Origin of the sequence: Xylophilus sp. GW821-FHT01B05 (genome assembly GCA_038961845.1) — a bacterium.
In the GTDB taxonomy this organism is placed as follows: Bacteria; Pseudomonadota; Gammaproteobacteria; order Burkholderiales; family Burkholderiaceae_C; genus Xylophilus.
Window position 1 is genome coordinate 5,352,992 of the sequence record CP152408.1, and the last position, 22,171, is coordinate 5,375,162.

Sequence of the window (22,171 nt, forward strand, 5' to 3'; positions counted from 1 at the left end):
TCTCCGTCGGAATCCAGGGCATCTTCCGACCCGCCCCGCAGCCCGTCAAGCGCGCGAGCCCTCAGTGCGTGATGCGCGTGCCCAGCACCACTAAAAACTGCGCAATCCAATCCGGGTGCGCCGGCCAGGCCGGTGCCGACACCAGGTTGCCGTCGGTCCAGGCCTTGTCCACGGCAATGTCGGCATAGGTGCCGCCAGCCAGCTCGACTTCCGCGCGACAGGCCGGGTAGGCCGAGCAGGTGCGCCCGGCCAGCACGCCGGCACCCGCCAGCAGTTGGGCGGCGTGGCAGACGGCGGCCACCGGTTTGGCGGTGTCGAAGAAATGCCGTACCGCCGCGATGACCGCCGGGTAGGTGCGCAGGTATTCCGGGCCACGGCCGCCGGGCAGCACCAGGGCGTCGTACTGCGCAGGCTGCACGTCGGCAAACGTGGCGTTGAGCGTGAAGTTGTGGCCTGGCTTCTCGCTGTAGGTCTGCGCGCCTTCGAAATCGTGGATGGCGGTCTTGATCTGGTCGCCGGCTTTTTTGTCGGGGCAGACCGCATGCACGGTGTGGCCTACGGCCAGCAGTGCCTGGAACGGCACCATGGTTTCGTAGTCCTCGCAGTAGTCACCGCAGATCATCAGAATCTTTTTGCCGGCCATGGTTGTCTCCTGGGTAGTGGATAGAAGGGCAGCGCCATTCTTCCCACGTACCGGCCGGCGCGGGTGTTAGCCCGCTACTACATGCGCGCTCAGCCGGTGAGCCGCTCCAGCGCTTCGCGGTACTTGGCTGCCGTCTTCTCGATCACGTCCTGCGGCAGGCGCGGCGCGGGCGGGGTCTTGTCCCAGGGCTTGCCGTGCAGGCGCACGGCCTCCAGCCAGTCGCGCACGAACTGCTTGTCGTAGCTGGGCGGGTTGCTGCCGGCGGCAAAGGCGGCGTCGTAGCCTTCCACCGGCCAGTAGCGCGAGCTGTCGGGGGTGAGCACCTCGTCCATCAGCACCAGCTTGCCGTCTGCATCCAGGCCAAACTCGAACTTGGTGTCGGCAATGATCATGCCGTGCTCGCGCGCAATCGCCGCGGCGGCCTTGTAGATGGCGATGCTGGTGTCGCGGATCTGCGCGGCCAGCTCGGCACCGACGATGGCCACGACCTGCTCGTAGTTGATGTTTTCGTCATGCTCGCCCATGGCGGCCTTGGCCGCGGGCGTAAAGATCGGCTCGGGCAGCGGGCTGGCGTTCTTCAGGCCGGCGGGCAGCGGCACGCCGCACACCGATTGCGTCTGCTGGTATTCCTGCCAGCCGCTGCCGGCCAGGTAGCCGCGCACCACGGCCTCGACCGGGATCGGCTTCAGGCGCTTGACCAGCATGGAGCGGTCCTTGATCTGCGGGATTTCGGCGGCGCTCACCACGCTCTCGGGCGCGTCGCCGGTCAGGTGGTTCGGGCACAGGTGGCCGAGCTTGTCGAACCAGAACAGCGCCATCTGCGTCAGCAGCACGCCCTTGCCGGGGATGGGCTCGCCCATGATCACGTCGAAGGCGGAGAGCCGGTCGCTGGCGACCATCAGGATGCGGTCGTCGCCGACGGCGTAGTTGTCACGCACCTTGCCGCGGGCAAGCAGCGGCAGGGAGGTCAGGGCAGAGGTATGAAGGGCGAGGGGAGCGGTCATGAGAAGGATTGTCCGTCAGCGCGGCGCGCAAAGGCGCCAGGAAGGGATGCAGATCAGAAGCTGTGGCGCAGCCCCAGCACGATGAAATTGCCACCGACATTGTTCGGCGCGATCAGGCCATAGGCACCCGAGCGATGGTGCACCCGCAGCAGCAGGCCGGTATCGGGCATGTCCGCCAGGCGGGCTTCCACCTCCAGGCCGACATAGTTCTGGAAACGCGGGCGCCGGGGCGAGGTCTCGGTCGGGCCATCCTCGGCTGCGGGCCGGCCCAGCGCCAATGAAGGGCCCATGCCCGCGCCTACGCGCAGGCGCATCGGTCCAAAGTCGGCATAGCGGGAACGCACGGTATAGGCAAGGTTGACTTCCGGATTGTGCTCCGCGCCGCCGTGCTGCACCGCGATCAGGTCCAGCGCGGCCGTGGCGCCGTGCATGCCGATGGCCGCCAGGGTGCTGTCCAGCCAGTGGGGCGGAGGCGGCAGCGGCAGGCTGTAGCCGACACCAAGCAGGTAGGCATGCTTGGTGCGGACCTTGCCCGTGACCAGGTCGAAGGCCAGCGGCGGCAGGTCGTTGGCGATCATCTGGCCGCCGTAGAGTGTCCATTCGCCCTTGTCCGCCTGCCCTTGCGCTGCCGCCGGCTGCAGAGCGGCCAGGCCGGCCAGCCACAGGGCCGCTGCAAGAGACGACAAGGGGCGACGACGGTGCATGGGTGCGCGGCGTGGAAGCAGGCATTGCCGGGGCAGCACAGTCTACGGTCGGCCTCCGGGCCGCAACACTAAATAACAAGGGCCGCCTTGCGACGGCCCCGGGGCTTGGCACGGCGGCTCAGTTCACCACTTGGGCCAGCTCGCCCTTGGCGTAGCGGGCGGCCACGACCTGCAGCGTCTCGCCCTTGATCTTGGCGCCCTGGCCTTCGCAGCCGAACTCGATGTAGCGCTGCTTGCAGATCTGCTTGGCGGCCTCGCGCGCGGGCTTGAGCCATTCGCGGGCGTCGAACTTCTCGGGGTTCTCGAACAGGAACTTGCGCACCGCGCCGGTCATGGCCAGGCGGATGTCGGTGTCGATGTTGATCTTGCGCACGCCGTGCTTGATGGCTTCCTGGATTTCCTTGACGGGCACGCCGTAGGTTTCCTTCATGTCGCCGCCGTACTGGCGAATGATGGCCAGCAGCTCTTGCGGCACGGAAGACGAGCCGTGCATCACCAGGTGGGTGCTGGGAATGCGGCGGTGGATTTCCTTGATGCGGTCGATCGCCAGGATGTCGCCGGTGGGCTCGCGCGTGAACTTGTAGGCGCCGTGGCTGGTGCCGATGGCAATCGCCAGCGCGTCGATCTGGGTCTGCTTGACGAAGTCGGCGGCCTGCTCGGGGTCGGTCAGCAGCTGCTCGCGCGTCATGGTGTCGTCGGTGCCGTGGCCATCTTCCTTGTCGCCCTTCATGGTCTCAAGCGAGCCCAGGCAGCCCAGTTCGCCCTCGACCGTGACGCCCACGCGGTGCGCCAGTTGCGACACCTTGCGGGTCACGTCGACGTTGTATTCGTAGCTGGCGATGGTCTTGCCGTCGCCTTCGAGCGAGCCGTCCATCATCACCGAGCTGAAGCCCAGGTCGATCGCGCCCTGGCACACGTCCGGGTTCTGGCCGTGGTCCTGGTGCATCACCAGCGGAATGTGGGGGTAGCTCTCGACCGCAGCCTGGATCAGGTGCTTGATGAAGCCCTCGCCGGCATATTTGCGCGCGCCCGCGCTGGCCTGCAGGATCACCGGCGCACCGGTTTCCTTGGCCGCTTCCATCACCGCCTGGACCTGCTCCAGGTTGTTGACGTTGAAGGCGGGAATGCCGTAGCCGTTGGCGGCGGCGTGGTCGAGCAACTCTCGCATCGAGACTAGTGCCATGGTCGTGGTCCGGAAAGGGGGGTTGAGGGAAGCGGTGCGCGCCGCTTGGTAACGGCGCTGTAACCCGAGGATTTTAGCGAGGTGGCCACGCGCCACAGATGACAGGCGCCAATGGCGGCGTTCACAAAAGGTTCAGGCTGGGGCCCTACAGTGCGCGCCATGCTGCGCCCAGCCTCGCCTGCCCACCCATCTTCGCCCACGCCAGCGGGCCGACGCCTTGCAGGCTATACGGCCGCAGGATTGGCCCTGCTGCTGTTGTGGGATGCCTCCGGGCTGGACCTGCCGCTGGCACGCTGGTTTGGCTCGGCCCACGGCTTTGCGCTGCGCGACAACTGGCTGTTCGACCAGGCCCTGCATGGCGGCATGCGCACGCTCTCATGGTTGTTGCTGGCGCTGCTGGCACTGGCCGTCTGGCGCCCCTTTGGCGCGCTGCGCCAGGTAGACCGGCCGGCCCGGCTGCAGTTGGTGGTGACGACGCTGCTGGCCTTGCTGGCCGTGAGCCTGCTGAAATCCACCAGCCACACCAGTTGCCCCTGGGACCTGAGCATGTTCGGCGGCACGGCGCCCTACGTGTCGCACTGGACATTCGGCGTGGCCGACGGCGGCGGCGGCCGCTGCTTTCCGGCGGGCCATGCCTCTGCCGGCTTTGCTTTTATTGGCGGCTGGTTCGTGCTGCGCACGGCCGCGCCGCGTGCCGCGCGCTGGTGGCTGGCCGCCGCCCTGGGCGCCGGGCTGCTGCTGGGCCTGTCGCAGCAGATGCGCGGCGCGCACTTCATGAGCCACACTCTCTGGACCGCCTGGATCTGCTGGGCCATCGCCTGGCTGGTCGATGTGGTCAGCACCGTCCTCCGCACGCGCTTCGGCGCAGAACACCCGCCCCATGCAGTCGCCTGAAATCGCCTTGTTCCTATGGGCCAACGCCGGCCCGCAAACGCCGGCCGTGGTCATCACGCTGGCGCGCCTGGCATCCCAGGTGCTGCCGGCCTTGTCCATCGTGCTGCTGGCGCTGGCCACCGTGCGCGGCAGCCGCCGGCTGCGCGTGGCTGCCGTGCAGACCGGGCTGGCGCTGGTGCTGGGCTGGCTGGTGACGCACTGGCTGCGCGATCAGTTGCAGATACCGCGGCCGGCCGCCTTTGGCCTGGGCCGGCAGTGGATTCCGCATAGCGACGGCAACGGCTTCCCCAGCCTGCACGCCACCGGCGCGTTTGCCTTCGCGGTGGCGCTGCTGCGTGCCCAGTTGGCGCGCACGGTGGTGGTGGCCGCGTTTGCCAGCGCCTTGCTGATCACCTGGAGCCGGCTGTGCCTGGGCGTGCATTTCCCGTCTGACGTGCTGGGCGGCGCCCTGGTCGGCACGGCTGCGGCCTACACCGTGCACGCGCTCTGGAGCTGGGTCGCGGCACGGCGCGCGGCCGGCCCGGCGCCGGCGGCGGTGGCCGTGCCCATCGAGCCGCTGCAGCCGGCCGCCCCGGCGCGCTAGCAATTCGATACAACTCGTTCCAGTCCGGATGGGAACCGGTGGGCCGATGCGGTGCACCATCCTGCTTGCGGCCCGCCCGACTCGTGGCCGCCCAAAAAAGCAGGAAGGAATGGACTTGAAGTTGCGCGCGTACACCTTGGCCGTCGGCTCAGCCGTCGTGCTTGGTTTCTCCCCTGGCGTATGGGCACAGGTCACGCTCAAGCCGGACGGCCAATGGCGCTACCTCTTCTCCGCCGGCGGCAATGCCACCTCGGGCAACAGCGACACCACGGCAGTCAACGCCAGCGGCGAAGCGGCCCGCGTCACCGAAGACGACAAGCTGACGGTGCATGGCTCGCTCAACTATGGCCGGGTGGACGGCGCCAAATCGGCGCAGCGCTATGAGCTGGGCTCGCAGTACAACCGCGACATCTCGGTGAATTCCTTCAAGTTCGGCTCGGCGGACATGCTGTGGGACCGGCCTTCCAACATCGGGCACCGTTACTCCATCGCGGGCGGTTTTGGCCGCCACCTGCTCAAGGACGCTGACAACAGCCTCGACATCTCGCTCGGCCTGGGCTACACGCAGGACGCCTACGTGCTCGCCACCGAAGTGCTGGGCGAAACGCGGTCCGAATACGGCCGTACCGAGCTGGTGATGGCAGAGGAGTCGAGCCACAAGCTGAGCGACACCACCAAGCTGCGGCAGAAGGTGATCCTGTTCCCCAACCTGACCGACCGGGGTTCCTACCGCGCCTCGCTGGACACCGGCCTGTCGGTGGCGATGACGCCAAGGCTCAACCTCACGGCCGGCTTCACCTACCGCTACAACACCGACCCTGGCGTGGGGCTCAAGCGCATCGACACCGCCTTCGTCACCGGCGTGTCGCTGCGCTTCGACTAGTACCTGCAGGCCCAGCCCCATCCGCATGGGGACAAAGCTGTGGATAAGCCGTGGCTGGCCGGTGGACGGGCTGTGCGCAACAACATGGCTCACCCTGCAATGTCGATTTGGTTGCACAATGCAACCTTATGAATGCACGCACACCTGTCGTCGATTCCCTCTCCGATACCGTGGAAGCCATCCGTGTCGCCTCGCGCGCGCTGGTGCGCGAACTGGGCTTCATGGACACCACGCTGGCCGGCACGGCGCTGTCGCCCTCTGCGGTGCATGCGCTGATCGAACTGGAGCGCAGCGGTGAATGCACGGCCGGCGACCTGGGCCGGCTGCTGCGGCTGGAGAAATCCAGCGTGAGCCGCCTGCTGGCCCGCCTGGTGGCGGCCGGCAGCGTGGCGCAGCAGGCGACGCGGCCTGACGGCCGCGAGAAGTCGCTGGCCCTGACCGCGCAGGGCCGCGCGCAGGTGGAAGAAATCCACTGCTTCGCACGCAGCCAGGTGCAGTGCGCACTGGCGCATTTGCCGCCGCAGCAGCACGGCAGCGTGGTGAAGGCGCTGGCCACCTACGCCGAGGCCTTGCGCGCCAGCCAGGCCGCCGACGCACCGCCGCCGGCGCAGCCCTCGGTGGAGATACAGCGCGGCCTGCCGCCCGGCGCGCTGGGCCGCATCGTGGAAATGCATGCGCGCTACTACGCGCGCGAAAGAGGCTTTGGCCGCTTCTTCGAGGCCAAGCTGGCGCGCGAGCTGGCCGACTTCGCGGGCCGGCTGGACGACCCGCGCAATGCGCTGTGGGTGGCATTGCGCGGCGGGACGGTGGTGGGCTCGATTGCCATTGATGCCGACGACTTCGGCCCCCAGACCGCGCACCTGCGCTGGTTCATCCTGGACGACGGCCTGCGCGGCAGCGGCACCGGCCGGCGCCTGCTGGCCCGTGCCACGGCCTTCTGCGACCGCCAGGACTACCCGGCCACCGACCTCTGGACCCTGAGCGGCCTGGACGCCGCGCGCCGCCTGTACGACGACGCCGGCTTTGCGCTGGTGGAAGAAGTGCGCGCCGCGCAGTGGGGCAAGGAGACCACCGAACAGCGCTTTCGGCGGATGCGGCCCGTGCCCAGCAAAACAGATTAGCTACAAAATATATAGCTATTAGCCCAGGCGACACCTGGGCTAGAGGCATTTTTCACCAAAATTCGCAACCACCCACCTCCGTTCGCCCAGAGCCGATCGTTGGGCTTGGCAATGGGTGGCAGGGCTTCGACAAGCTCTGCCCGAACGATGTGGGGCTGAGTAGTTACAAGAATTCGCGGAAAGACCGCCTGGTCAGGTCGCTCGGCAAATTTTGAGCATATTGGTGCCGCCGGGCGCGCCCATGGGCTCGCCGCAGGTGATGGCGTAGACATCGCCGCCTTCGACGATGCCACGGCTCTTCAGGTGCTGCTCGGCGTCGGCCAGCGCGGTGTCGCGGTCCACGCTGCTGTCCATCAGCAGGGGCCGCACATTGCGGTAGAGCGCCATCTTGCGCTGCGTGGCGATCTTGGGCGTGAGCGCGTAGATCGGTATGTGGATGCGGTGCCGGCTCATCCACAGCGCGGTCGAGCCGCTGTCGGTCAGCGCCACGATGGCCTTGGCGCCCAGGTGGTGGGCGGTGAACAGCGCGCCCATGGCGATGGATTGGTCGATGCGGCCAAAGGTCTGGCCGGTGAAGTCGGCGTCGAGCTTGACGTCTTCGGCGTCTTCCGCCGCCGCGCAGATCGCGGCCATCTCGATGATGGTCTCCAACGGGTAGCGGCCGGCGGCCGTCTCGGCCGACAGCATCACGGCGTCGGTGCCATCCAGCACGGCATTGGCCACGTCGCTGACCTCGGCGCGCGTGGGCACCGGGTTGGTGATCATGCTTTCCATCATCTGGGTGGCGGTGATCACCACCTTGTCGTACTCGCGCGCCAGCTTGATCATGCGTTTCTGCAGCGCCGGCACCACGGCATTGCCGACTTCCACCGCCAGGTCGCCGCGCGCCACCATGATGCCGTCGCTGACCTTGAGGATCTCCTCCAGGTGCGGGATGGCCTCGGCACGCTCGATCTTGGCGATCAGGCCCGGCTTGTGGCGGTACTGGGCCGCGGCCACGTTGCACAGCTGGCGCGCCATTTCCATGTCGGTGGCGTTCTTGGGGAAACTCACGGCCACGTAGTCAGCCTGGAAGCTCATCGCGGTCTTGATGTCCTCCATGTCCTTGGCCGTCAACGCCGGCGCGGTCAGGCCGCCGCCCTGCTTATTGATGCCCTTGTTATTGGACAGTTCACCGCCGATTTTCACGGTAGTGAGCACCTGCTCACCCAGCACGCGATCGACCTTGAGCACGATCAGGCCGTCGTTCAGCAGCAGCATGTCGCCCGCCTTCACGTCGCGCGGCAGCTCCTTGTAGTCCAGGCCCACGCCGGCGATGTCGCCGAGCTCGGTGCGGGAGGCGTCCAGCACGAAGGGCGCGCCCTGCTCCAGCAGCACTTTGCCTTCGGCGAACTTGCCAACGCGGATCTTGGGGCCCTGCAGGTCGGCCATGATCGCCACCTCGCGGCCGGCGCGGGTGGCCGCCTCGCGCACCAGGCGCGCGCGGTCGATGTGGTCCTGCGCCGTGCCGTGGCTGAAGTTGAGCCGCACCACGTTGACGCCAGCGCGGATCATGCGCTCCAGCATGTCGGGAGCGCTGGAAGCGGGTCCGAGGGTGGCAACGATCTTGGTCGCACGGCGCTGGCGCATGGGGAGTCTCCTGGGCTTTTTCGGTATGTGCACGGAAAGTGCGAATGGCGAAAGATCATTCTCACACGCCGCCAAAACGCCCGCCGTAACCACGGTGAAACTCTCCCCCATGACAAAAGGCCGCGGAGCGGGCCAAGCGCAAACCGCCGCGGAACTGGCTTTGCCAGGCCGCTGGCGGTGCCCCCTTCAGGGGGTTGGCGAAGACGCGAAGCGCGAAGCCTGGGGGTGCAGCTGTGGCGGTGCCGCCACTCCTTTTAAGCCCCTGTCATGGGCATTCACGGGCATGCCACAGGCTCTCGCGTACCATCCCGGGTCGCAGGAGTGGTCGCTAACGGCCGGCCACCCCTCTGCTCCCACGCGGTGCCCCTGCCCGCCCAGGCCTCCGAGCAACCCTGCCGCTATGTGCTTCCCGCCATGAGTTCCAACTCCGAACGCGCCATGCCGGCGCCACTTCCCGCCTCGCTGCACGCGGGCTTCATCGCAGACGCCCCGGCGCCTGCCGCCCCCGCGCGGCCGGCCGCAGATACCGTGCTGCCCGACCCGCTGGCGCCCGACGCCCCGCTGCCGCACCGCAAGACCATCCGCTCCTGGCTGATCCCGCTGTGCCAGCGCTCTACCCTGCGCGCGCTGGCCCTGCTGGTGCTGGACTACGCCCTGCTGGTGGCGGCCATTGCCGGCGCCGTCACTTTCGAGCCGCTGTGGGCCATGCTGCTGTGCGGGCTGGTGGCGGGCTTCATCATCGGCCGCCTGTTCATCATCGGCCACGACGGCTGCCACCAGAGCCTGACCTCGCACCGCGGCCTGAACCGCTGGATCGGCCGCATCGCCTTCCTGCCCTCGCTCACGCCCTACAGCCTGTGGGACATGGGCCACAACGTGGTGCACCACGGCTTCACCAACCTGAAGGGCGTGGACTTTGTCTGGGCGCCGCTGACCCAGGACGAATACCAGAAGCTGTCGCCCGCGCGCCGCTTCATGGAGCGCCTCTACCGCAGCGGCTGGGCGCCGGGCCTGTACTACATGATCGAGATCTGGTGGAACAAGATGTTCTTCCCCGACCGCAAGGCCACCACGCACCGCCCGATCTTCACCAAGGACTGCCTGCTGGTGTCGGGCTTTGCGCTGCTGTGGATCGGCAGCCTGGTGGCGACCGCCTTCGCCACCGACCAATCCGTGCTGCGCCTGCTGCTGGCCGGCTTCGTGGTGCCGGTGATGTTCTGGTTTGCCATGATCGGCTTCGTCGTCTACGTGCACCACACGCACGTCAAGGTGTCCTGGCACGACGACCGCGCCACCTGGACCAAGGCCCAGCCCTTTGTCTCGACCACCGTGCACCTGACCTTCCCGCTGCAGATCGGCGCGCTGATGCACCACATCATGGAGCACACCGCCCACCACGTGGACATGAGCATCCCGCTCTACAAGCTAAAGGAAGCCCAGAAGCTGCTGGAGCAACTGCTGCCCGGGCGCATCGTGATCCAGCGCTTCTCCTGGAAGTGGTACTTCCAGACCGCCCGCGCCTGCAAGCTCTATGACTTCACGCGCCAGTGCTGGACCGACTTCCGCGGCCGCGCCACCAGCGAGATCCGCAAGCCGGTGGCCGCCAGCGCCTGAAGCTGCTGCGCCATCGGCCAAAAGGCCGCGCCCTGTGAGGGGCGCGGCCTTTTTGTTGCAGATGGCCTCGAGCTGCGAAAAGCCCTTGATTTTAACCAACTAGGTTAAAATCTTCCCATGGAGAAGCGAATCCCCCATTACAAGCTGGCCGAGGTCAAAACCTTGGTTGAGGCTGGCAAGGTGCGCACCACGCACGCGGCACGAGCCGGTGCAAACGAGTTGGGGCTTGCGTTCTCCGACATGCTGGACGTGGTGATGGCGCTGACGCCAGCGGATTTCTACAAGAGCATGACCACCCATGCCGATCACACGGTATGGCAGGACGTGTACCGTCCCCGCACGCAGGCGGGCGACGTGTACCTGAAGCTGACGGTCATTGGTGACGTGCTGATCGTGTCCGGTAAGAACGTATTTGCGATCTGTATGGGGATCGCGTTGAAGTGCAATCGGGATGAGTGGGTGGCCCAGTCTGCGCCGCATGGGCTCGTGCCCATGCAAGCAGATGGGGCGCTCAATCGCCCGATTTCACTCCAACCCGAAGGGCAAGTGTCTTTGCGGGCGGTCTGCGGCGTTGCGGCGCTTGTCCATAGCCCAAGCTATGGACGGCGCACCGCGCCTTGCATCCCATCCCGCAAAGACTCTTGCGCGACCCCATAGAGATCGCAAATACGTTCTCAGGAGCTATGACCATGAAATGCCCTGTGTGCGGTGCGGCGGAACTGATCCACGACACCCGCGACCTGCCCTACACCTACAAAGGTGAAACCACCGTTATTGCGGCGGTGACAGGCGACTTTTGCCCGGCCTGCGCCGAATCCATCCTGGACGCATCAGAGTCGGATCGTGTCATGCGTGAAATGCGCGCCTTCTCCAAGCAGGTGAACGCGGCCATTGTCGATCCCGGCTTCATCACCAGCGTGCGCAAGAAGCTCGACCTCGACCAGCGCGAGGCCGCTGAAATTTTTGGCGGCGGCGTCAATGCCTTCTCGCGCTACGAGAACGGCAAGACCCGGCCGCCACTGGCGCTGGTGAAGCTGCTCAAGGTGCTGGATCGCCACCCCGAGTTGTTGAACGAGGTGCGGGCGGTTTAGGGCGCCATGCGCTGGAACTCCTTTACGCGTTCTGGCATGGGTTCGCTGGATTGCTGAAGACCGCCATTGCCGCACGCTCCTTATGAAGCCTTTTGACGATCCCGAGCGCGCAGCCGTCTACCGCGCGATTTACGAACGGCGCGACATGCGCCATTTCGTGCGCGAGCCGGTCGACCCGGCATTGTTGCAACGCCTGCTCGACGCGGCGCATCACGCGCCGAGCGTTGGCTTCATGCAGCCCTGGCGCATTGCGCGCATCACCGATCCGGCTTTGCGCACGGCCTTGCACGCAGCCGTCGAATGCGAACGCCTCGCCACCGCCGACGCCCTTGGCCAGCGGCGCGAAGCGTTCATGAAGCTGAAAGTGGAAGGCCTGCTGGACTGCGGCGAGCTGCTGGTGGTGGCGCTGATGGACGGCCGCGAGCGGCACGTCTTTGGGCGCCGCACCTTGCCGGAGATGGATCTCGCGTCCGTGGCCTGCGCGATCCAGAACCTGTGGCTGGCGGCGCGAGCGGAAGGCTTGGGAATGGGCTGGGTGTCGCTATTCGACGTCGACACGGTCCGTACGCTGCTGCAGATGCCCGAGGGCGCGCGGCCGGTGGCGATCCTGTGTCTGGGCCACGTCGATCAGTTCTACAGCGAGCCGATGCTGGAAACCGAGCGCTGGGCGAGCCGCCTGCCGCTCGCCGATTGCGTGTTTGAAAACCGTTGGCCGGAGGATGGAAAAACGCCGGGATAGTGCGGGACACGCGGCACCTTCCCCCTCACACCGGCGGCGCCCCCGCCTCCTTCAGCACGCGCAGCACAAAGTGCGACTTGCTGTGGCGTATGCCGGGGATCTTGTAGAGCTTCTCGCGCAGCAGGCGCTCGTAGTCGCGGGTGTCGCGCACGGCGATGCGGATGTAGTAGTCGTAGTCGCCTGACACCAGGTAGGCCTCGCGCACCTCGGGGATGTCGGCCAGCAGGCGGCCGAAGTCGTAGAGGGTTTGGTCGGTGTGGCTCTCTAGCGTGAGCTGGACGATGACCGAGTCCTGGTAGCCGAGCTTGGCCTCGTCGATGACGATGCCCCAGCGGCGGATGACGCCGCTGGCCTCCATCTTCTTGATGCGGCTCCAGCAACTGGTGGGCGACAGGCCGACCTCGTCGCCGATGTCTTGCAAGGTGCGGCGCGAATCGGCCAGCAGGGCGCGCAGGATGGCGTGGTCGATCTTGTCCAAAGAAACTTCGTCTAAATCGCCAGTTGGCCGATGGTTTTTCATGGATGACAGCGCTTACGCCTGAAGAACAGAAGCCCATTCTGCGACATGACCGGAAGAATCAGGGCATGAGCCTGCTTGCCGCCCCACCCGATCTTTCGCCCGCCCTAGCCCCCGTGCAGGCGCCACCCACCTGCCGCAACGGCGCCGAGGCGCTGCTCGACACCCTGGTCGCCTGCGGCGTCGACACCATCTTTGGCTACCCCGGCGGCGCGGCGCTGCCGCTGTACGACGCGCTGCATGGCGAGCCGCGGCTGCGCCACATCCTGGTGCGCCACGAGCAGGCCGCCGTGCATGCGGCCGAGGGCTATGCGCGCAGCACCGGGCGCGTGGGCGTGGTGCTGGTGACCTCCGGGCCGGGCGTGGCCAACACCATCAGCGGGCTGCTGGATGCCAGCAGCGACTCGATCCCGCTGCTGTGCCTGAGCGGCCAGGTGGCCACCGCCGCGATTGGCACCGACGCCTTCCAGGAGAGCGATGCACTGGGCATGACGCGGCCGGTGACCAAGTGGAACCGCCAGTTGCGCCGCGCCGCCGACATCCCGGCCACGGTGCGACGCGCACTGCAGATCGCCGCCAGCGGCCGGCCCGGGCCGGTGCTGCTGGATTGCCCGAAGGACGTGCAGCTGGCGCCGGTGGGCACGGTGAGTGCGGCGCCCGCCACGCCACACGCCGTGCCCGCGCTGCCGGCGCCGGATGCGCTGCAGCGCGCGGCCGATCTGCTGTCTACCGCGCGGCGGCCCGTGTTGTATGGCGGCGGCGGGCTGGTCAATTCCGGCCCTGCCGCCTGCGCGGCATTTACGCGGCTGGTGCAGCGGCTGGATGCGCCCTGCACGCTCACGCTGATGGGCCTGGGCGCGTTCCCGGCATCGCAGCCGCAGTTTGTGGGGATGCTGGGCATGCACGGCACGCTGGAGGCCAACCTGGCGATGCACGAGGCCGACCTGGTGCTGTGCGTGGGCGCACGCTTTGATGACCGCGTGACCGGCCGGCTCGACCAGTTCTGCCCCGGCGCGCGGGTGGTGCATATCGACATCGATCCGGCCAGCATCCACAAGGTGGTGCGGGCCGACGTGGCGCTGCAGGGCGACTGCGGCGCGGTACTGGATGCGCTGCTGGCGCAGCCCGCGCTGGATGGCCTGGCGCCGCAGCGGCTGGCGCCCTGGTGGGCACGCATTGCCGGCTGGCGCGCCGAGCGCTGCCTGGACTTTGCGCCGCGCACCGGCAGCATCCTGCCGCAGCAGCTCATGAGCACGCTGCAGCAGGCGCTGGAGGGGCGCGATGCCATCGTCTCCACCGACGTCGGCCAGCACCAGATGTGGGCCGCGCAGTACCTGCGCTTCGAGCGCCCGGGGCGCTGGCTGACCTCGGGCGGCGCCGGCACCATGGGCTATGGCCTGCCGGCCGCGATTGGCGCGCAGGTGGCGCACCCGGGGGCGCTGGTGGTGTGCGTGAGCGGCGATGCCTCGGTGCTGATGAACATCCAGGAGCTGTCCACCGCCGTGCAGCACCGCGCGCCGATCAAGCTGGTGCTGTGCAACAACGGCTACATGGGCATGGTGCGGCAGTGGCAGGAGCTGAACCACGGCAACCGCCTGAGCCATAGCTGGAACGCCGCGCTGCCAGACTTTGTGGCGCTGGCGCGGGCCTTTGGCTGGGGCGCGCGGCGCGTGGCCAGCCCGGCAGAGCTGCCGGCGGCGCTGACCGAATGCCTGGCCTGGGACGGCCCTTTCTTCCTCGACGTGCAGGTGGCGGCGCAGGAAAACTGCTTTCCCATGATCCCGGCGGGCGCCGGGCACCACCAGGTGCTGCTGGGGGCGGGGCGCTGGTATGGCGGCGGCGCATAGGAATTTGAGCCAAACAGGCCTTTAGCCCAGGCTACACCTGGGCATTTAGCTATCAATTTGATACTTACAAAAACCCAGGCGTAAACGCTTGGCAAAGGCCAGGGACATTCAGGCCGGGTTCATCGCGGCTGCACACACTCGCGCCACTTGCTGGCGCTTTGGCGTCCCGTATATGAACCTTCAACTTTTTTCCGATCACCCGCCGGTCGCCCCGCTCGCCTACCGTGACGCGGATGCCGCGACCATCGCCAACCCCGCCGCCCCCCCCGCGCCGACCCGCGAGCGCGCTGGCGCGGTCAGCATCTCTTGCGTGGTGCCGTGCTGGAACGAGGCGCGCAGCCTGCGCCTGCTGCTGCCCGAGCTGTCGCGCGTGCTGTCGCAGTTGGCCGAGCACTGGGAGATCGTGCTGGTAGACGACGGCAGCACCGACGACACCGCGCTGCAGGCCGCGCCCTGGCTGGCGCGCGGCAATGTGCGCCTGCTGCAGTTGTCGCGCAACTTTGGCAAAGAGGCCGCACTCACGGCCGGGCTGGACGCCGCGCGTGGCGAGGTGGTGGCCATGCTCGACGCCGACATGCAGCACCCGCCCGCCCTGCTGGCCGACATGCTGGCGCACTGGCGCGCCGGTGCCGATGTGGTCTACGCCGTGCGCCGCTCGCGCGAAGACGAAGGCGCCTTCAAGCGCTGGGGTTCGCGCGTGTTCTATGCGCTGCTCAACAGCTCGCCCAAGGTGCAGGTGCCGCCCGGCGCGGGCGATTTCCGCCTGCTGGACCGCCGCGTGGTCGAGGCGCTGCGCGCCCTGCCCGAGCGCACCCGCTTCATGAAGGGGCTGTACGCCTGGGTCGGTTTTGACTCTGTCGCCCTGCCCTACATGCCCACCGAGCGCCAAGAGGGCAAAAGCCGCTTCACGCCGCTGCGCCTCTTGGGCCTGTCGATCGACGGCCTGACCGCCTTCACCACCTGGCCGCTGCGCGCGGTCAGCATCGCCGGCGCGCTGATGGCCTTGCCCGCGCTGCTCTACGGCGCCTACCTGACGCTGCAATACCTGCTCTACGGCCACCCGGTGTCGGGCTGGACCACCATCGTGGTCACGCTGATGTTCTTCTTTGGCGTGCAGATGGTGTCGCTGGGCATCGTCGGCGAGTACATCGCCCACGTGTTCGACGAGGTGAAGGGCCGCCCGCTGTATCTGCTCAAGCGTGAACAGGGGCGGGGCCTGACGCCAGACGCGCGATGAGCGCGGTACCGGCAAGCACGGTGCAAGCGCCCAGCCGCAGCCTGCTGCGCAGCGGCTGGGCCGGCACCGCCCTGGTGGTAGCCATATGGCTGGCCTGCACCGCCTGGATGCGCCCGCTGATGCTGCCCGACGAGGGCCGCTACGTGGGCGTGGCCTGGCACATGTTGCAGAGCGGCGACTGGCTGGTGCCACGGCTCGATGGCCTGCCCTTCTTCCACAAGCCGCCGCTGTTCTACTGGATCACCGGCGGCGCCATGGGCTTGTTCGGGCCCTCGGCCTGGGCCGCGCGTGCGGCGCCGCTGCTGGGCGCGCTGGCCGCCGCACTGGCGCTGTACCTGTTTGCGCGGCGCTGGGCGCCAGCCACCGCCACGCGCACGCTGCGCGTGCTGGTGACCATGCCCTTCTTCTTCGTCGCCGCGCAGTTCGCCAACCTCGACATGCTGGTGGCTGGCTGCATCACCGTGTGCGTGCTGGCCTGCGCACACGCCGCGCTGGCCGGCCCGGCGCAGGCGCGGCCGGTGCTGGCCGTGGGCTACCTGGCCGCCGCGCTGGGCGTGCTGGCCAAGGGCCTGATCGGCGCCGTGCTGCCGGGCCTGGTGCTGACCGTATGGCTGCTGGCGCTGCGCCGGCCGCGCACGCTGCTGGGCCTGTTGTGGCTGCCAGGGCTGGCGCTGTTTGCGGCCGTGGCGGCGCCCTGGTTTATCGCGATGCAGCGCGCCTTCCCCGATTTTTTCCACTACTTCTTTGTGGTGCAGCACTTCCAGCGCTTTGCCGGCAGTGATTTCAACAACGTCGCGCCCTTCTGGTTCTACCCCGCCGTGCTGCTGGCGCTGGGCCTGCCGTGGACGCCCTGGCTGGCCACGCTGGCGCGCCGCGCGTTCTGGCAAGACAGCGCGGCGCGGCCGGTGCGGCTGCTGATGCTGGTGTGGCTGGTGGCGATCGTCGGCTTCTTCTCGCTGCCGCATTCCAAGCTGGTCGGCTATGTGCTGCCGGCGCTGGCGCCGCTGGCCTTTTTGCTGGCCGATGGCGCCGGGCTGCGGCCAAACCCAAAACTGTGGCGCGGCGCAGCCGCGCTGGCCGTGGTCGCCTGCGTGGCGCCGGTGATGGCGCTGGCGCTGCAGCCGCGCGGCTCCCTGCGCGACATCGGCCAGGCGCTGGAGAAAGCCCATGCGCCGGGCGAGCCGGTGCTGTTCCTGCACCACTACTTCTACGACCTGCCCTTCTATGCGCGCCTGACCGAGCCCGTCACGGTGATCGACAGCTGGGCCGACCCGAGCGTGCCGCTGCGCGACAACTGGCGCAAGGAACTGCTCGACGCCGCGCAGTTCGCCGAGCCCAGCCGCGCCCCCGTGCTGCAAGAAGCCAGCGCCTTGCCCGCGCTGGTCTGTGCCGCGCCCAGCGCCTGGATCGTCGCCACGCGCGACGACGCCGCGCGCTACCCCTGGCTGGCCCGCGCCCGCGCCGTGGCCCAGGCCGGTGACACCACGCTGTGGCACACCACGCCGGCCGCGCTCGGCGCCTGCAGCCCATGACAAGCCGGTTGGCCGTTTGCGTCGACGACCTGGGCGCCGACACCGGCGTGCTCGACGCCGTGCTGGCCCTGGCCGATGCCGGGCGCATCAGCGCGGCCAGCTGCATGGTCGGCGGGCCGGCCTGGCGCGATGCCGCCACGGCATTGCGCGCTGGCGGCGCGCGTGGCATCGACCTGGGCCTGCATCTTGATTTCACCGGCTTCCCGCTGCCGCCCGAACAGGCCGCGCCGCTGCGCAGCGTGGTGCTGCGCGCCTATCTGAAACAGCTCGACCTGCAGCGCGTGCGCGCCCAGCTGCGCGCCCAGTTCGACGCCTTTGAAGACACGCTGGGCCGCCCGGTCGACCATGTCGACGGCCACCAGCACGTGCACCAGTTGCCCGGCATCCGCGAGGCGCTGCTGGAAGAACTGGCCCGCCGCCCCGGCCCGCGCCCCTGGCTGCGCAGCACCCGGCACGCGCCCGGCGCCGCCTTCAAGCCCCGGTTGCTGCAGGCGCTGGGCCAAGCCCCGCTGGCGCAACTGGCCAGCGCCGCCGGCTATGCGCAGAACCGGCGCCTGCTGGGTGTTTATGACTTTGGTGGTGACGCCCTGCGCTACCGCGCCCGCCTGCGCCAGTGGCTGGCCGTGGCGCAAGACGGCGACCTGCTGATGTGCCACCCCAGCGCCGGCCCGGGCGAGGCCAGCGACGCCATCCGCACGGCGCGCCAGCACGAGTACGCGGTGCTGGCCGGCGCAGACTTCGACGCCCTGCTGGCCGAAGCCGGCTGCAGCATCGTGCCGCTGCGCACCGTGCCGGCTGGGCAGCCTGTGCCTGAGTGGCAACTATCAAATAGATAGCTGCATGCCGGTGTATATTCTGTACTTCAGGTACAAAAGTATCTGAAATGCAGGTAACACGCCGGCATGAAGCTATATTTTATATAGCGCCATCTCGATTGCCCACAGCACTGCCCACAAACCAAAGGCCGCGGAGCAGGCCAAGCGCAGACATCCGCGGAACCGGCTCCGCCGGGCCGCTGGATGTGTCCCCTTGAGGGGGAAGGCGAAGACGCGAAGCGCGTAGCCTGGGGGGGGTCACCCGTTCGCTCGTTTTTCCAGAATTTCAAACGCTGGGAGCGTCTTGCCTTCCAGAATCTCCAAAAAGGCGCCGCCGCCAGTCGAGATATAGCCCACATCCTTCTCAATGCCGTACTTGGCGATGGCCGCCAGCGTGTCGCCGCCGCCGGCGATGCTGAACGCATCCGATGCCGCAATGGCGCGCGCAATGGTCTCGGTACCGTGCGAGAAAGCCTCGAACTCGAACACGCCCACCGGGCCGTTCCAGACGATGGTGCCGGCGGCCTTCAGCTGCGCGGCCAGCAGGGCGGCGGTCTCGGGGCCGATGTCCAGGATCAGGTCGTCTGCGGCCACGTCGGCGGCCTTCTTGACGGTGGCCGGTGCGTCGGCGGCGAAGCTCTTGGCCACCACCACGTCGGTGGGGATAGGCACGGCCGCGCCGCGCGCGCGCATGGCGTCGATCACGGCGCGGGCCTGGTCCAGCAGATCGGGCTCGGCCAGCGATTTGCCGATGGGCAAGCCGGCCGCCAGCATGAAGGTGTTGGCAATGCCGCCACCGACGATCAACTGATCGACCTTGTCGGCCAGCGCCTTCAGGATGGTGAGCTTGGTCGACACCTTGGAGCCCGCCACGATGGCCGCCAGCGGACGGCGTGGGTTGGCCAGGGCCTTGCTGATGGCGTCGATCTCGGCTGCCAGCAGCGGGCCGGCGCAAGCAATCTTGGCGTACTGGGCGATGCCATAGGTCGAGGCCTCGGCGCGGTGCGCGGTGCCAAAGGCGTCGTGCACAAAGATGTCGCACAGCGCGGCCAGCTTCTGCGCCAGCGCCGGGTCGTTCTTCTTCTCGCCCTTGTTCAGGCGGCAGTTCTCCAGCAGCACCACGCTGCCCGGCGCCACCTCCACGCCATCAACCCAGTGCTGCAGCAGCGGCACCGGGCGGCCCAGCAGCTCGGACAGGCGCGCGGCCACTGGCGCCAGCGAATCGGCGGGCTTGTATTCGCCCTCGGTCGGGCGGCCCAGGTGCGAGGTCACCATCACGGCCGCGCCAGCCTTCAGCGCCAGCTCGATGCAGGGCACGGAGGCGCGGATGCGCGTGTCTTCGGTAATGCGGCCGGCATCGTCCTGCGGCACGTTGAGATCGGCACGGATAAAGACCCGTTGGCCAGCGGCCTTGCCTTGGGCGCAGAGATCGGAGAAGCGCAGGACGTTCATGAACAAGCTCAGGGTTGAAAGAACCCGCAATTGTAGGAACTGCGTCACAAGCGCTTCACATTCCCTTGCATGGAGGACGCAGCCCGCATGCGGTTTACGCGCCCGTCCTACAGGCGTGCGGCGGCAGAAGGCGCTTACTGGTGCATGTCACCGATCAGACGTTCGCCCACGCATCCAACGCCGCTTACGCCCTTGTCCCATGCTGCCCCCACTTTGCCCGACCCGCCTATGGCGACGGTCCACGCCTTTCTCGTCGAAGACAACCCCCTGATCCGGGCCAATGTGTGCGCCACGCTGGCCGAGCTGGTCGGCGTGGAAACCCTGGGCTGGGCCGCGGACGAGCCCGGCGCGCGCGCCTGGCTGGCCTCGCATGCCGAATGGGACCTGGCCATCATCGACATGTTCCTGGAGCGCGGCAACGGCCTGGGCGTGCTGGAGTCACTGAGCCAGCGCGGCGCGCACCAGTACGCCGTCGTGCTCACCAACTACGCCACCGCCGACATCCGCGAACGCTGCCAGTCGCTAGGCGCCGACGCGGTGTTCGACAAGTCCCACGAGATCGACCAGTTGCTGTCTTTTTGCGAGCAACTGGCCACGGGAACCCATCCGCGCCATAGCTGAGCTACCAGCCCAGCCCCACGTGCAGCGGCAGGTACACCGCCATCCCCAGCATGATGGTGCCCAAGATGCCGCGGCGCCAGAAGTAGTAGGCGCCGGCCGCCAGCAGCGCGGGCAGGCGCGCATCGGCCAGCGTGCCGATCAGCTCGCCATCCGTCATCACCAGCTCGGGCACCAGCACCGTCGTCAGCGCCGCCAGCGGCGCATAGCGCAGGCCGCGCTTGAGCCAGTCCGGCAGCGGCCATTCGCGCTCGGGCAACATGAAGAAGCTGCGCGTCAGCAGCGTGATTGCGCCCAGGCCGACGATGGCAATGATGCTTTCCCAGACACCCATACCACTCGGTCTTTCAGGAAGAGGAACGGACGCGGGAATGGCGCGGGAAGGCTGCTTCAAGCACCAGTCCAACAGCCACCGCAGCGGCAATACCGACCAGGATGTTGAGCCTGAGCGGCAGCGCAAAGGCCGCCACCGCCGCCGTGCCCGCCACGCCAGCCGAGATCCAGGCGATGCGGTCCGACAGCATGGACAGCAGCACGCCCAGCAGCGCCAGCACACCGGCAAAGCCCAGGCCCCAGTGCATCGGCACCTCGTTGGCCAGCACCATGCCCAGGAGCGACGTGACCTGCCAGGACAGCCAGGTGGTGGTGGTCGCGCCCACGAAGTAGGGCAGTTGCTCGGGCGCCGGGCGCTGCTCGGGGAAGCGCCGCTGGAACAGCACAAACACCACGTCGCCGCTGAAGTAGCCGATCAGGCAGCGCCGCAGCCGGTCAAGATTGCCAAAGTAGTTGCGCCACATGGTGCTGAAGATGACAAAGCGCAGGTTCACGCACAGGGCCGTGAGCCACACCACCCACAGCGGCGAGCCCGCGGCCATCAGCGGTATCACCACCAGTTGCGCGCTGCCGGCATAGACCACCAGCGACATGAAGATCGCCACGCCCAGCGGCATGCCGCTTTTCACCATGGCCACGCCGGTCACCAGGCCCCAGGCGCCCACGCCCACGCTCATGCCAGAGATGTCAAACGCGCCCTGGCGAAATTCAGGCGTGCGCGCCAGCGCTGCGGCACGCCGCACCGCCAACGCCAGCGTCATGCGGCCCCCAGCACCGTCCCCGCCACCAGCGGGAAGCCGCGCAGGAAATCCGCCACCGCCAGGCGCTTGCCGCCGGCGCGCTGCAGCACGGTGGCGCGCAGCACGCCAGCGCCGCACTGGATCGCAATGCCGCTGTCGTTTACAGACAAAATACGGCCAAACCCCTTATCAGGCGCCGGCTCTTCGCTATCAATTTCGCAGCTCCAGAGCTTTACCACCTCGCCCGCGATGGTGGTGCTGGCGCCGGGAAACGGGTCAAAGGCGCGGATGCGCCGGCCAATCGCGGCGGCGTCCTGCGCCCAATCGATGGCGGCCTCGGCCTTCTCGATCTTGTGGGCATAGGTGATGCCCTCGGCCGGCTGCGGCAGCGGCTGCAGGCCGCCTTGCCGGGCCAACTCCAGCGCCTCCACCACCATGCGGCCGCCGAGCGCGGCCAGTTGGTCGTGCAGCGTGGCCGTGGTGTCGCGCGCGCCGATCGGCAGGCGCTCGATCAACAGCATGTCGCCGGTATCCAGGCCGGCGTCCATCTGCATGATGGTGACGCCGGTCTCGGCATCGCCGGCCTCGATCGCGCGGTGGATGGGCGCCGCACCGCGCCAGCGCGGCAGCAGGCTGGCGTGGATGTTCAGGCAACCCAAGCGCGGCAGATCAAGCACCCACTGCGGCAGGATCAGCCCGTAGGCCGCCACCACCATCACGTCGGCGCGCGCGTCCAGCAGCGCTTGGCGCGCGGCGGCGGCATCGTCGGGGTACTTGCCGTCCAGGCGCAGGCTGCGCGGCTGGGACACGGCCATGCCCTGCTCCAGCGCAAACTGCTTGACCGGCGAGGCCTGCAGCTTCATGCCGCGCCCGGCGGGACGGTCGGGCTGGCTCAGCACCAGCGGCACCTCGACGCCGGCGGCATGCAGCCGCTCCAGCGCCACGCGGGCAAATTCGGGGGTGCCGGCAAAGACGGCGCGCAAGCGGGGGCC

The 22,171-nt window shown here is 68.1% G+C and carries 22 protein-coding genes and 1 pseudogene; 13 read left to right on the forward strand and 10 right to left on the reverse strand.

The features are described 5' to 3' along the window. Window positions 1-61 precede the first annotated feature (61 nt). The 4 genes from AAFF27_25000 to fba form a co-directional block, all read right to left on the reverse strand. Complete coding sequence (locus AAFF27_25000) at window positions 62-643, reverse strand: DJ-1/PfpI family protein (protein XAH23199.1); 582 nt, start codon at window positions 641-643, stop codon at window positions 62-64. An 89-nt stretch (window positions 644-732) separates the two neighbouring features. Next, window positions 733-1,647, reverse strand: a complete 915-nt coding sequence (locus AAFF27_25005) for a phosphoribosylaminoimidazolesuccinocarboxamide synthase (GenBank protein ID XAH23200.1) — start codon at window positions 1,645-1,647, stop codon at window positions 733-735. Window positions 1,648-1,700: 53 nt separating this feature from the next. Beyond that, window positions 1,701-2,351 (reverse strand): hypothetical protein, encoded by a 651-nt coding sequence (locus tag AAFF27_25010; protein XAH23201.1) that lies wholly within the window; start codon window positions 2,349-2,351, stop codon window positions 1,701-1,703. A 118-nt stretch (window positions 2,352-2,469) separates the two neighbouring features. After that, entirely contained in the window at window positions 2,470-3,534 is a 1,065-nt protein-coding gene (gene fba / locus AAFF27_25015) for a class II fructose-bisphosphate aldolase (protein ID XAH23202.1), read from the reverse strand. A 159-nt stretch (window positions 3,535-3,693) separates the two neighbouring features. Here fba and AAFF27_25020 point away from each other — a divergent pair, with 159 nt between their 5' ends. The 4 genes from AAFF27_25020 to AAFF27_25035 all read left to right on the forward strand — a co-directional run bounded on the left by AAFF27_25020 (window position 3,694) and on the right by AAFF27_25035 (window position 7,015). Beyond that, complete coding sequence (locus AAFF27_25020; protein ID XAH23203.1) at window positions 3,694-4,428, forward strand: phosphatase PAP2 family protein; 735 nt, start codon at window positions 3,694-3,696, stop codon at window positions 4,426-4,428. Beyond that, entirely contained in the window at window positions 4,415-5,011 is a 597-nt protein-coding gene (locus AAFF27_25025) for a phosphatase PAP2 family protein (protein XAH23204.1), read from the forward strand. Before AAFF27_25020 ends, AAFF27_25025 begins: the two co-directional genes overlap by 14 nt. A gap of 109 nt (window positions 5,012-5,120) precedes the next feature. Beyond that, entirely contained in the window at window positions 5,121-5,894 is a 774-nt protein-coding gene (locus AAFF27_25030) for a DUF481 domain-containing protein (GenBank protein XAH23205.1), read from the forward strand. 128 nt (window positions 5,895-6,022) lie between these two features. After that, window positions 6,023-7,015 (forward strand): helix-turn-helix domain-containing GNAT family N-acetyltransferase, encoded by a 993-nt coding sequence (locus AAFF27_25035; protein ID XAH23206.1) that lies wholly within the window; start codon window positions 6,023-6,025, stop codon window positions 7,013-7,015. Window positions 7,016-7,207: 192 nt separating this feature from the next. On the opposite strand, the gene pyk is transcribed toward AAFF27_25035, so the two are convergent. Continuing rightward, complete coding sequence (pyk, locus tag AAFF27_25040) at window positions 7,208-8,644, reverse strand: pyruvate kinase (protein XAH23207.1); 1,437 nt, start codon at window positions 8,642-8,644, stop codon at window positions 7,208-7,210. A gap of 414 nt (window positions 8,645-9,058) precedes the next feature. Here pyk and AAFF27_25045 point away from each other — a divergent pair, with 414 nt between their 5' ends. The 4 genes and pseudogenes from AAFF27_25045 (at window position 9,059) to bluB (ending at window position 12,088) form a co-directional block, all read left to right on the forward strand. After that, complete coding sequence (locus tag AAFF27_25045; GenBank protein XAH23208.1) at window positions 9,059-10,258, forward strand: fatty acid desaturase; 1,200 nt, start codon at window positions 9,059-9,061, stop codon at window positions 10,256-10,258. A 117-nt stretch (window positions 10,259-10,375) separates the two neighbouring features. Next, a pseudogene (locus tag AAFF27_25050) lies at window positions 10,376-10,663 on the forward strand (type II toxin-antitoxin system MqsR family toxin). Window positions 10,664-10,947: 284 nt separating this feature from the next. After that, on the forward strand, window positions 10,948-11,349 hold the full coding sequence (locus AAFF27_25055; GenBank protein XAH23209.1) for a type II toxin-antitoxin system MqsA family antitoxin: 402 nt from the start codon (window positions 10,948-10,950) through the stop codon (window positions 11,347-11,349). 82 nt (window positions 11,350-11,431) lie between these two features. Continuing rightward, the gene (bluB, locus tag AAFF27_25060) at window positions 11,432-12,088 is read left to right on the forward strand and encodes a 5,6-dimethylbenzimidazole synthase (protein ID XAH23210.1); all 657 of its coding nucleotides are present in this window, start codon (window positions 11,432-11,434) and stop codon (window positions 12,086-12,088) included. Between the two features lie 25 nt (window positions 12,089-12,113). Here the strand turns inward: bluB and AAFF27_25065 are convergent, their stop codons facing one another. Beyond that, complete coding sequence (locus tag AAFF27_25065) at window positions 12,114-12,608, reverse strand: Lrp/AsnC family transcriptional regulator (protein XAH23211.1); 495 nt, start codon at window positions 12,606-12,608, stop codon at window positions 12,114-12,116. Window positions 12,609-12,673: 65 nt separating this feature from the next. Between AAFF27_25065 and ilvB the strand changes: the two genes are divergently transcribed. The 4 genes from ilvB (at window position 12,674) to AAFF27_25085 (ending at window position 18,057) form a co-directional block, all read left to right on the forward strand. Then, on the forward strand, window positions 12,674-14,452 hold the full coding sequence (gene ilvB, locus AAFF27_25070; protein ID XAH23212.1) for a biosynthetic-type acetolactate synthase large subunit: 1,779 nt from the start codon (window positions 12,674-12,676) through the stop codon (window positions 14,450-14,452). 172 nt (window positions 14,453-14,624) lie between these two features. Beyond that, window positions 14,625-15,689 (forward strand): glycosyltransferase family 2 protein, encoded by a 1,065-nt coding sequence (locus tag AAFF27_25075; GenBank protein ID XAH23213.1) that lies wholly within the window; start codon window positions 14,625-14,627, stop codon window positions 15,687-15,689. Beyond that, window positions 15,686-17,221 carry a glycosyltransferase family 39 protein gene (locus tag AAFF27_25080; protein ID XAH23214.1) on the forward strand — a complete coding sequence of 512 codons (1,536 nt, stop codon included), beginning with the start codon at window positions 15,686-15,688 and terminating at the stop codon, window positions 17,219-17,221. The genes AAFF27_25075 and AAFF27_25080 overlap by 4 nt, the downstream gene beginning before the upstream one ends. Beyond that, a complete protein-coding gene (locus tag AAFF27_25085) occupies window positions 17,218-18,057 on the forward strand; it encodes a ChbG/HpnK family deacetylase (GenBank protein ID XAH23215.1) in 840 nt (279 codons plus the stop codon). Before AAFF27_25080 ends, AAFF27_25085 begins: the two co-directional genes overlap by 4 nt. A gap of 237 nt (window positions 18,058-18,294) precedes the next feature. Here AAFF27_25085 and AAFF27_25090 read toward each other — a convergent pair whose 3' ends face one another. Then, window positions 18,295-19,488 carry a phosphoglycerate kinase gene (locus AAFF27_25090; GenBank protein XAH23216.1) on the reverse strand — a complete coding sequence of 398 codons (1,194 nt, stop codon included), beginning with the start codon at window positions 19,486-19,488 and terminating at the stop codon, window positions 18,295-18,297. A 228-nt stretch (window positions 19,489-19,716) separates the two neighbouring features. On the opposite strand from AAFF27_25090, the gene AAFF27_25095 reads away from it, so the two are divergent. Then, on the forward strand, window positions 19,717-20,109 hold the full coding sequence (locus tag AAFF27_25095; GenBank protein ID XAH23217.1) for a response regulator: 393 nt from the start codon (window positions 19,717-19,719) through the stop codon (window positions 20,107-20,109). Between the two features lies 1 nt (window position 20,110). Here the strand turns inward: AAFF27_25095 and AAFF27_25100 are convergent, their stop codons facing one another. The 3 genes from AAFF27_25100 to fmt are packed head-to-tail and all read right to left on the reverse strand — an operon-like array spanning window position 20,111 to window position 22,162. Continuing rightward, window positions 20,111-20,440, reverse strand: coding sequence for an AzlD domain-containing protein (locus AAFF27_25100; protein XAH23218.1), 330 nt, complete (start codon window positions 20,438-20,440; stop codon window positions 20,111-20,113). 13 nt (window positions 20,441-20,453) lie between these two features. Further along, entirely contained in the window at window positions 20,454-21,200 is a 747-nt protein-coding gene (locus tag AAFF27_25105) for an AzlC family ABC transporter permease (GenBank protein ID XAH23219.1), read from the reverse strand. Further along, window positions 21,197-22,162, reverse strand: coding sequence for a methionyl-tRNA formyltransferase (gene fmt, locus AAFF27_25110; protein XAH26324.1), 966 nt, complete (start codon window positions 22,160-22,162; stop codon window positions 21,197-21,199). The genes AAFF27_25105 and fmt overlap by 4 nt, the downstream gene beginning before the upstream one ends. Between the last annotated feature and the right edge of the window lie 9 nt (window positions 22,163-22,171).

Coding starts and splice junctions, on each gene's coding strand:
- AAFF27_25080 (XAH23214.1), top strand. CDS start 15,686: ATGAGCGCGGTACCGGCAAGCACGGTGCAAGCGCCCAGCCGCAGCCTG.
- AAFF27_25000 (XAH23199.1), bottom strand. CDS start 643: ATGGCCGGCAAAAAGATTCTGATGATCTGCGGTGACTACTGCGAGGAC.
- ilvB (XAH23212.1), top strand. CDS start 12,674: ATGAGCCTGCTTGCCGCCCCACCCGATCTTTCGCCCGCCCTAGCCCCC.
- AAFF27_25005 (XAH23200.1), bottom strand. CDS start 1,647: ATGACCGCTCCCCTCGCCCTTCATACCTCTGCCCTGACCTCCCTGCCG.
- AAFF27_25020 (XAH23203.1), top strand. CDS start 3,694: ATGCTGCGCCCAGCCTCGCCTGCCCACCCATCTTCGCCCACGCCAGCG.
- AAFF27_25085 (XAH23215.1), top strand. CDS start 17,218: ATGACAAGCCGGTTGGCCGTTTGCGTCGACGACCTGGGCGCCGACACC.
- AAFF27_25030 (XAH23205.1), top strand. CDS start 5,121: ATGGACTTGAAGTTGCGCGCGTACACCTTGGCCGTCGGCTCAGCCGTC.
- AAFF27_25100 (XAH23218.1), bottom strand. CDS start 20,440: ATGGGTGTCTGGGAAAGCATCATTGCCATCGTCGGCCTGGGCGCAATC.
- AAFF27_25045 (XAH23208.1), top strand. CDS start 9,059: ATGAGTTCCAACTCCGAACGCGCCATGCCGGCGCCACTTCCCGCCTCG.
- AAFF27_25035 (XAH23206.1), top strand. CDS start 6,023: ATGAATGCACGCACACCTGTCGTCGATTCCCTCTCCGATACCGTGGAA.
- AAFF27_25090 (XAH23216.1), bottom strand. CDS start 19,488: ATGAACGTCCTGCGCTTCTCCGATCTCTGCGCCCAAGGCAAGGCCGCT.
- AAFF27_25095 (XAH23217.1), top strand. CDS start 19,717: ATGGCGACGGTCCACGCCTTTCTCGTCGAAGACAACCCCCTGATCCGG.
- pyk (XAH23207.1), bottom strand. CDS start 8,644: ATGCGCCAGCGCCGTGCGACCAAGATCGTTGCCACCCTCGGACCCGCT.
- AAFF27_25065 (XAH23211.1), bottom strand. CDS start 12,608: ATGAAAAACCATCGGCCAACTGGCGATTTAGACGAAGTTTCTTTGGAC.
- AAFF27_25075 (XAH23213.1), top strand. CDS start 14,625: ATGAACCTTCAACTTTTTTCCGATCACCCGCCGGTCGCCCCGCTCGCC.
- AAFF27_25025 (XAH23204.1), top strand. CDS start 4,415: ATGCAGTCGCCTGAAATCGCCTTGTTCCTATGGGCCAACGCCGGCCCG.
- AAFF27_25055 (XAH23209.1), top strand. CDS start 10,948: ATGAAATGCCCTGTGTGCGGTGCGGCGGAACTGATCCACGACACCCGC.
- fba (XAH23202.1), bottom strand. CDS start 3,534: ATGGCACTAGTCTCGATGCGAGAGTTGCTCGACCACGCCGCCGCCAAC.
- bluB (XAH23210.1), top strand. CDS start 11,432: ATGAAGCCTTTTGACGATCCCGAGCGCGCAGCCGTCTACCGCGCGATT.
- AAFF27_25105 (XAH23219.1), bottom strand. CDS start 21,200: ATGACGCTGGCGTTGGCGGTGCGGCGTGCCGCAGCGCTGGCGCGCACG.
- AAFF27_25010 (XAH23201.1), bottom strand. CDS start 2,351: ATGCACCGTCGTCGCCCCTTGTCGTCTCTTGCAGCGGCCCTGTGGCTG.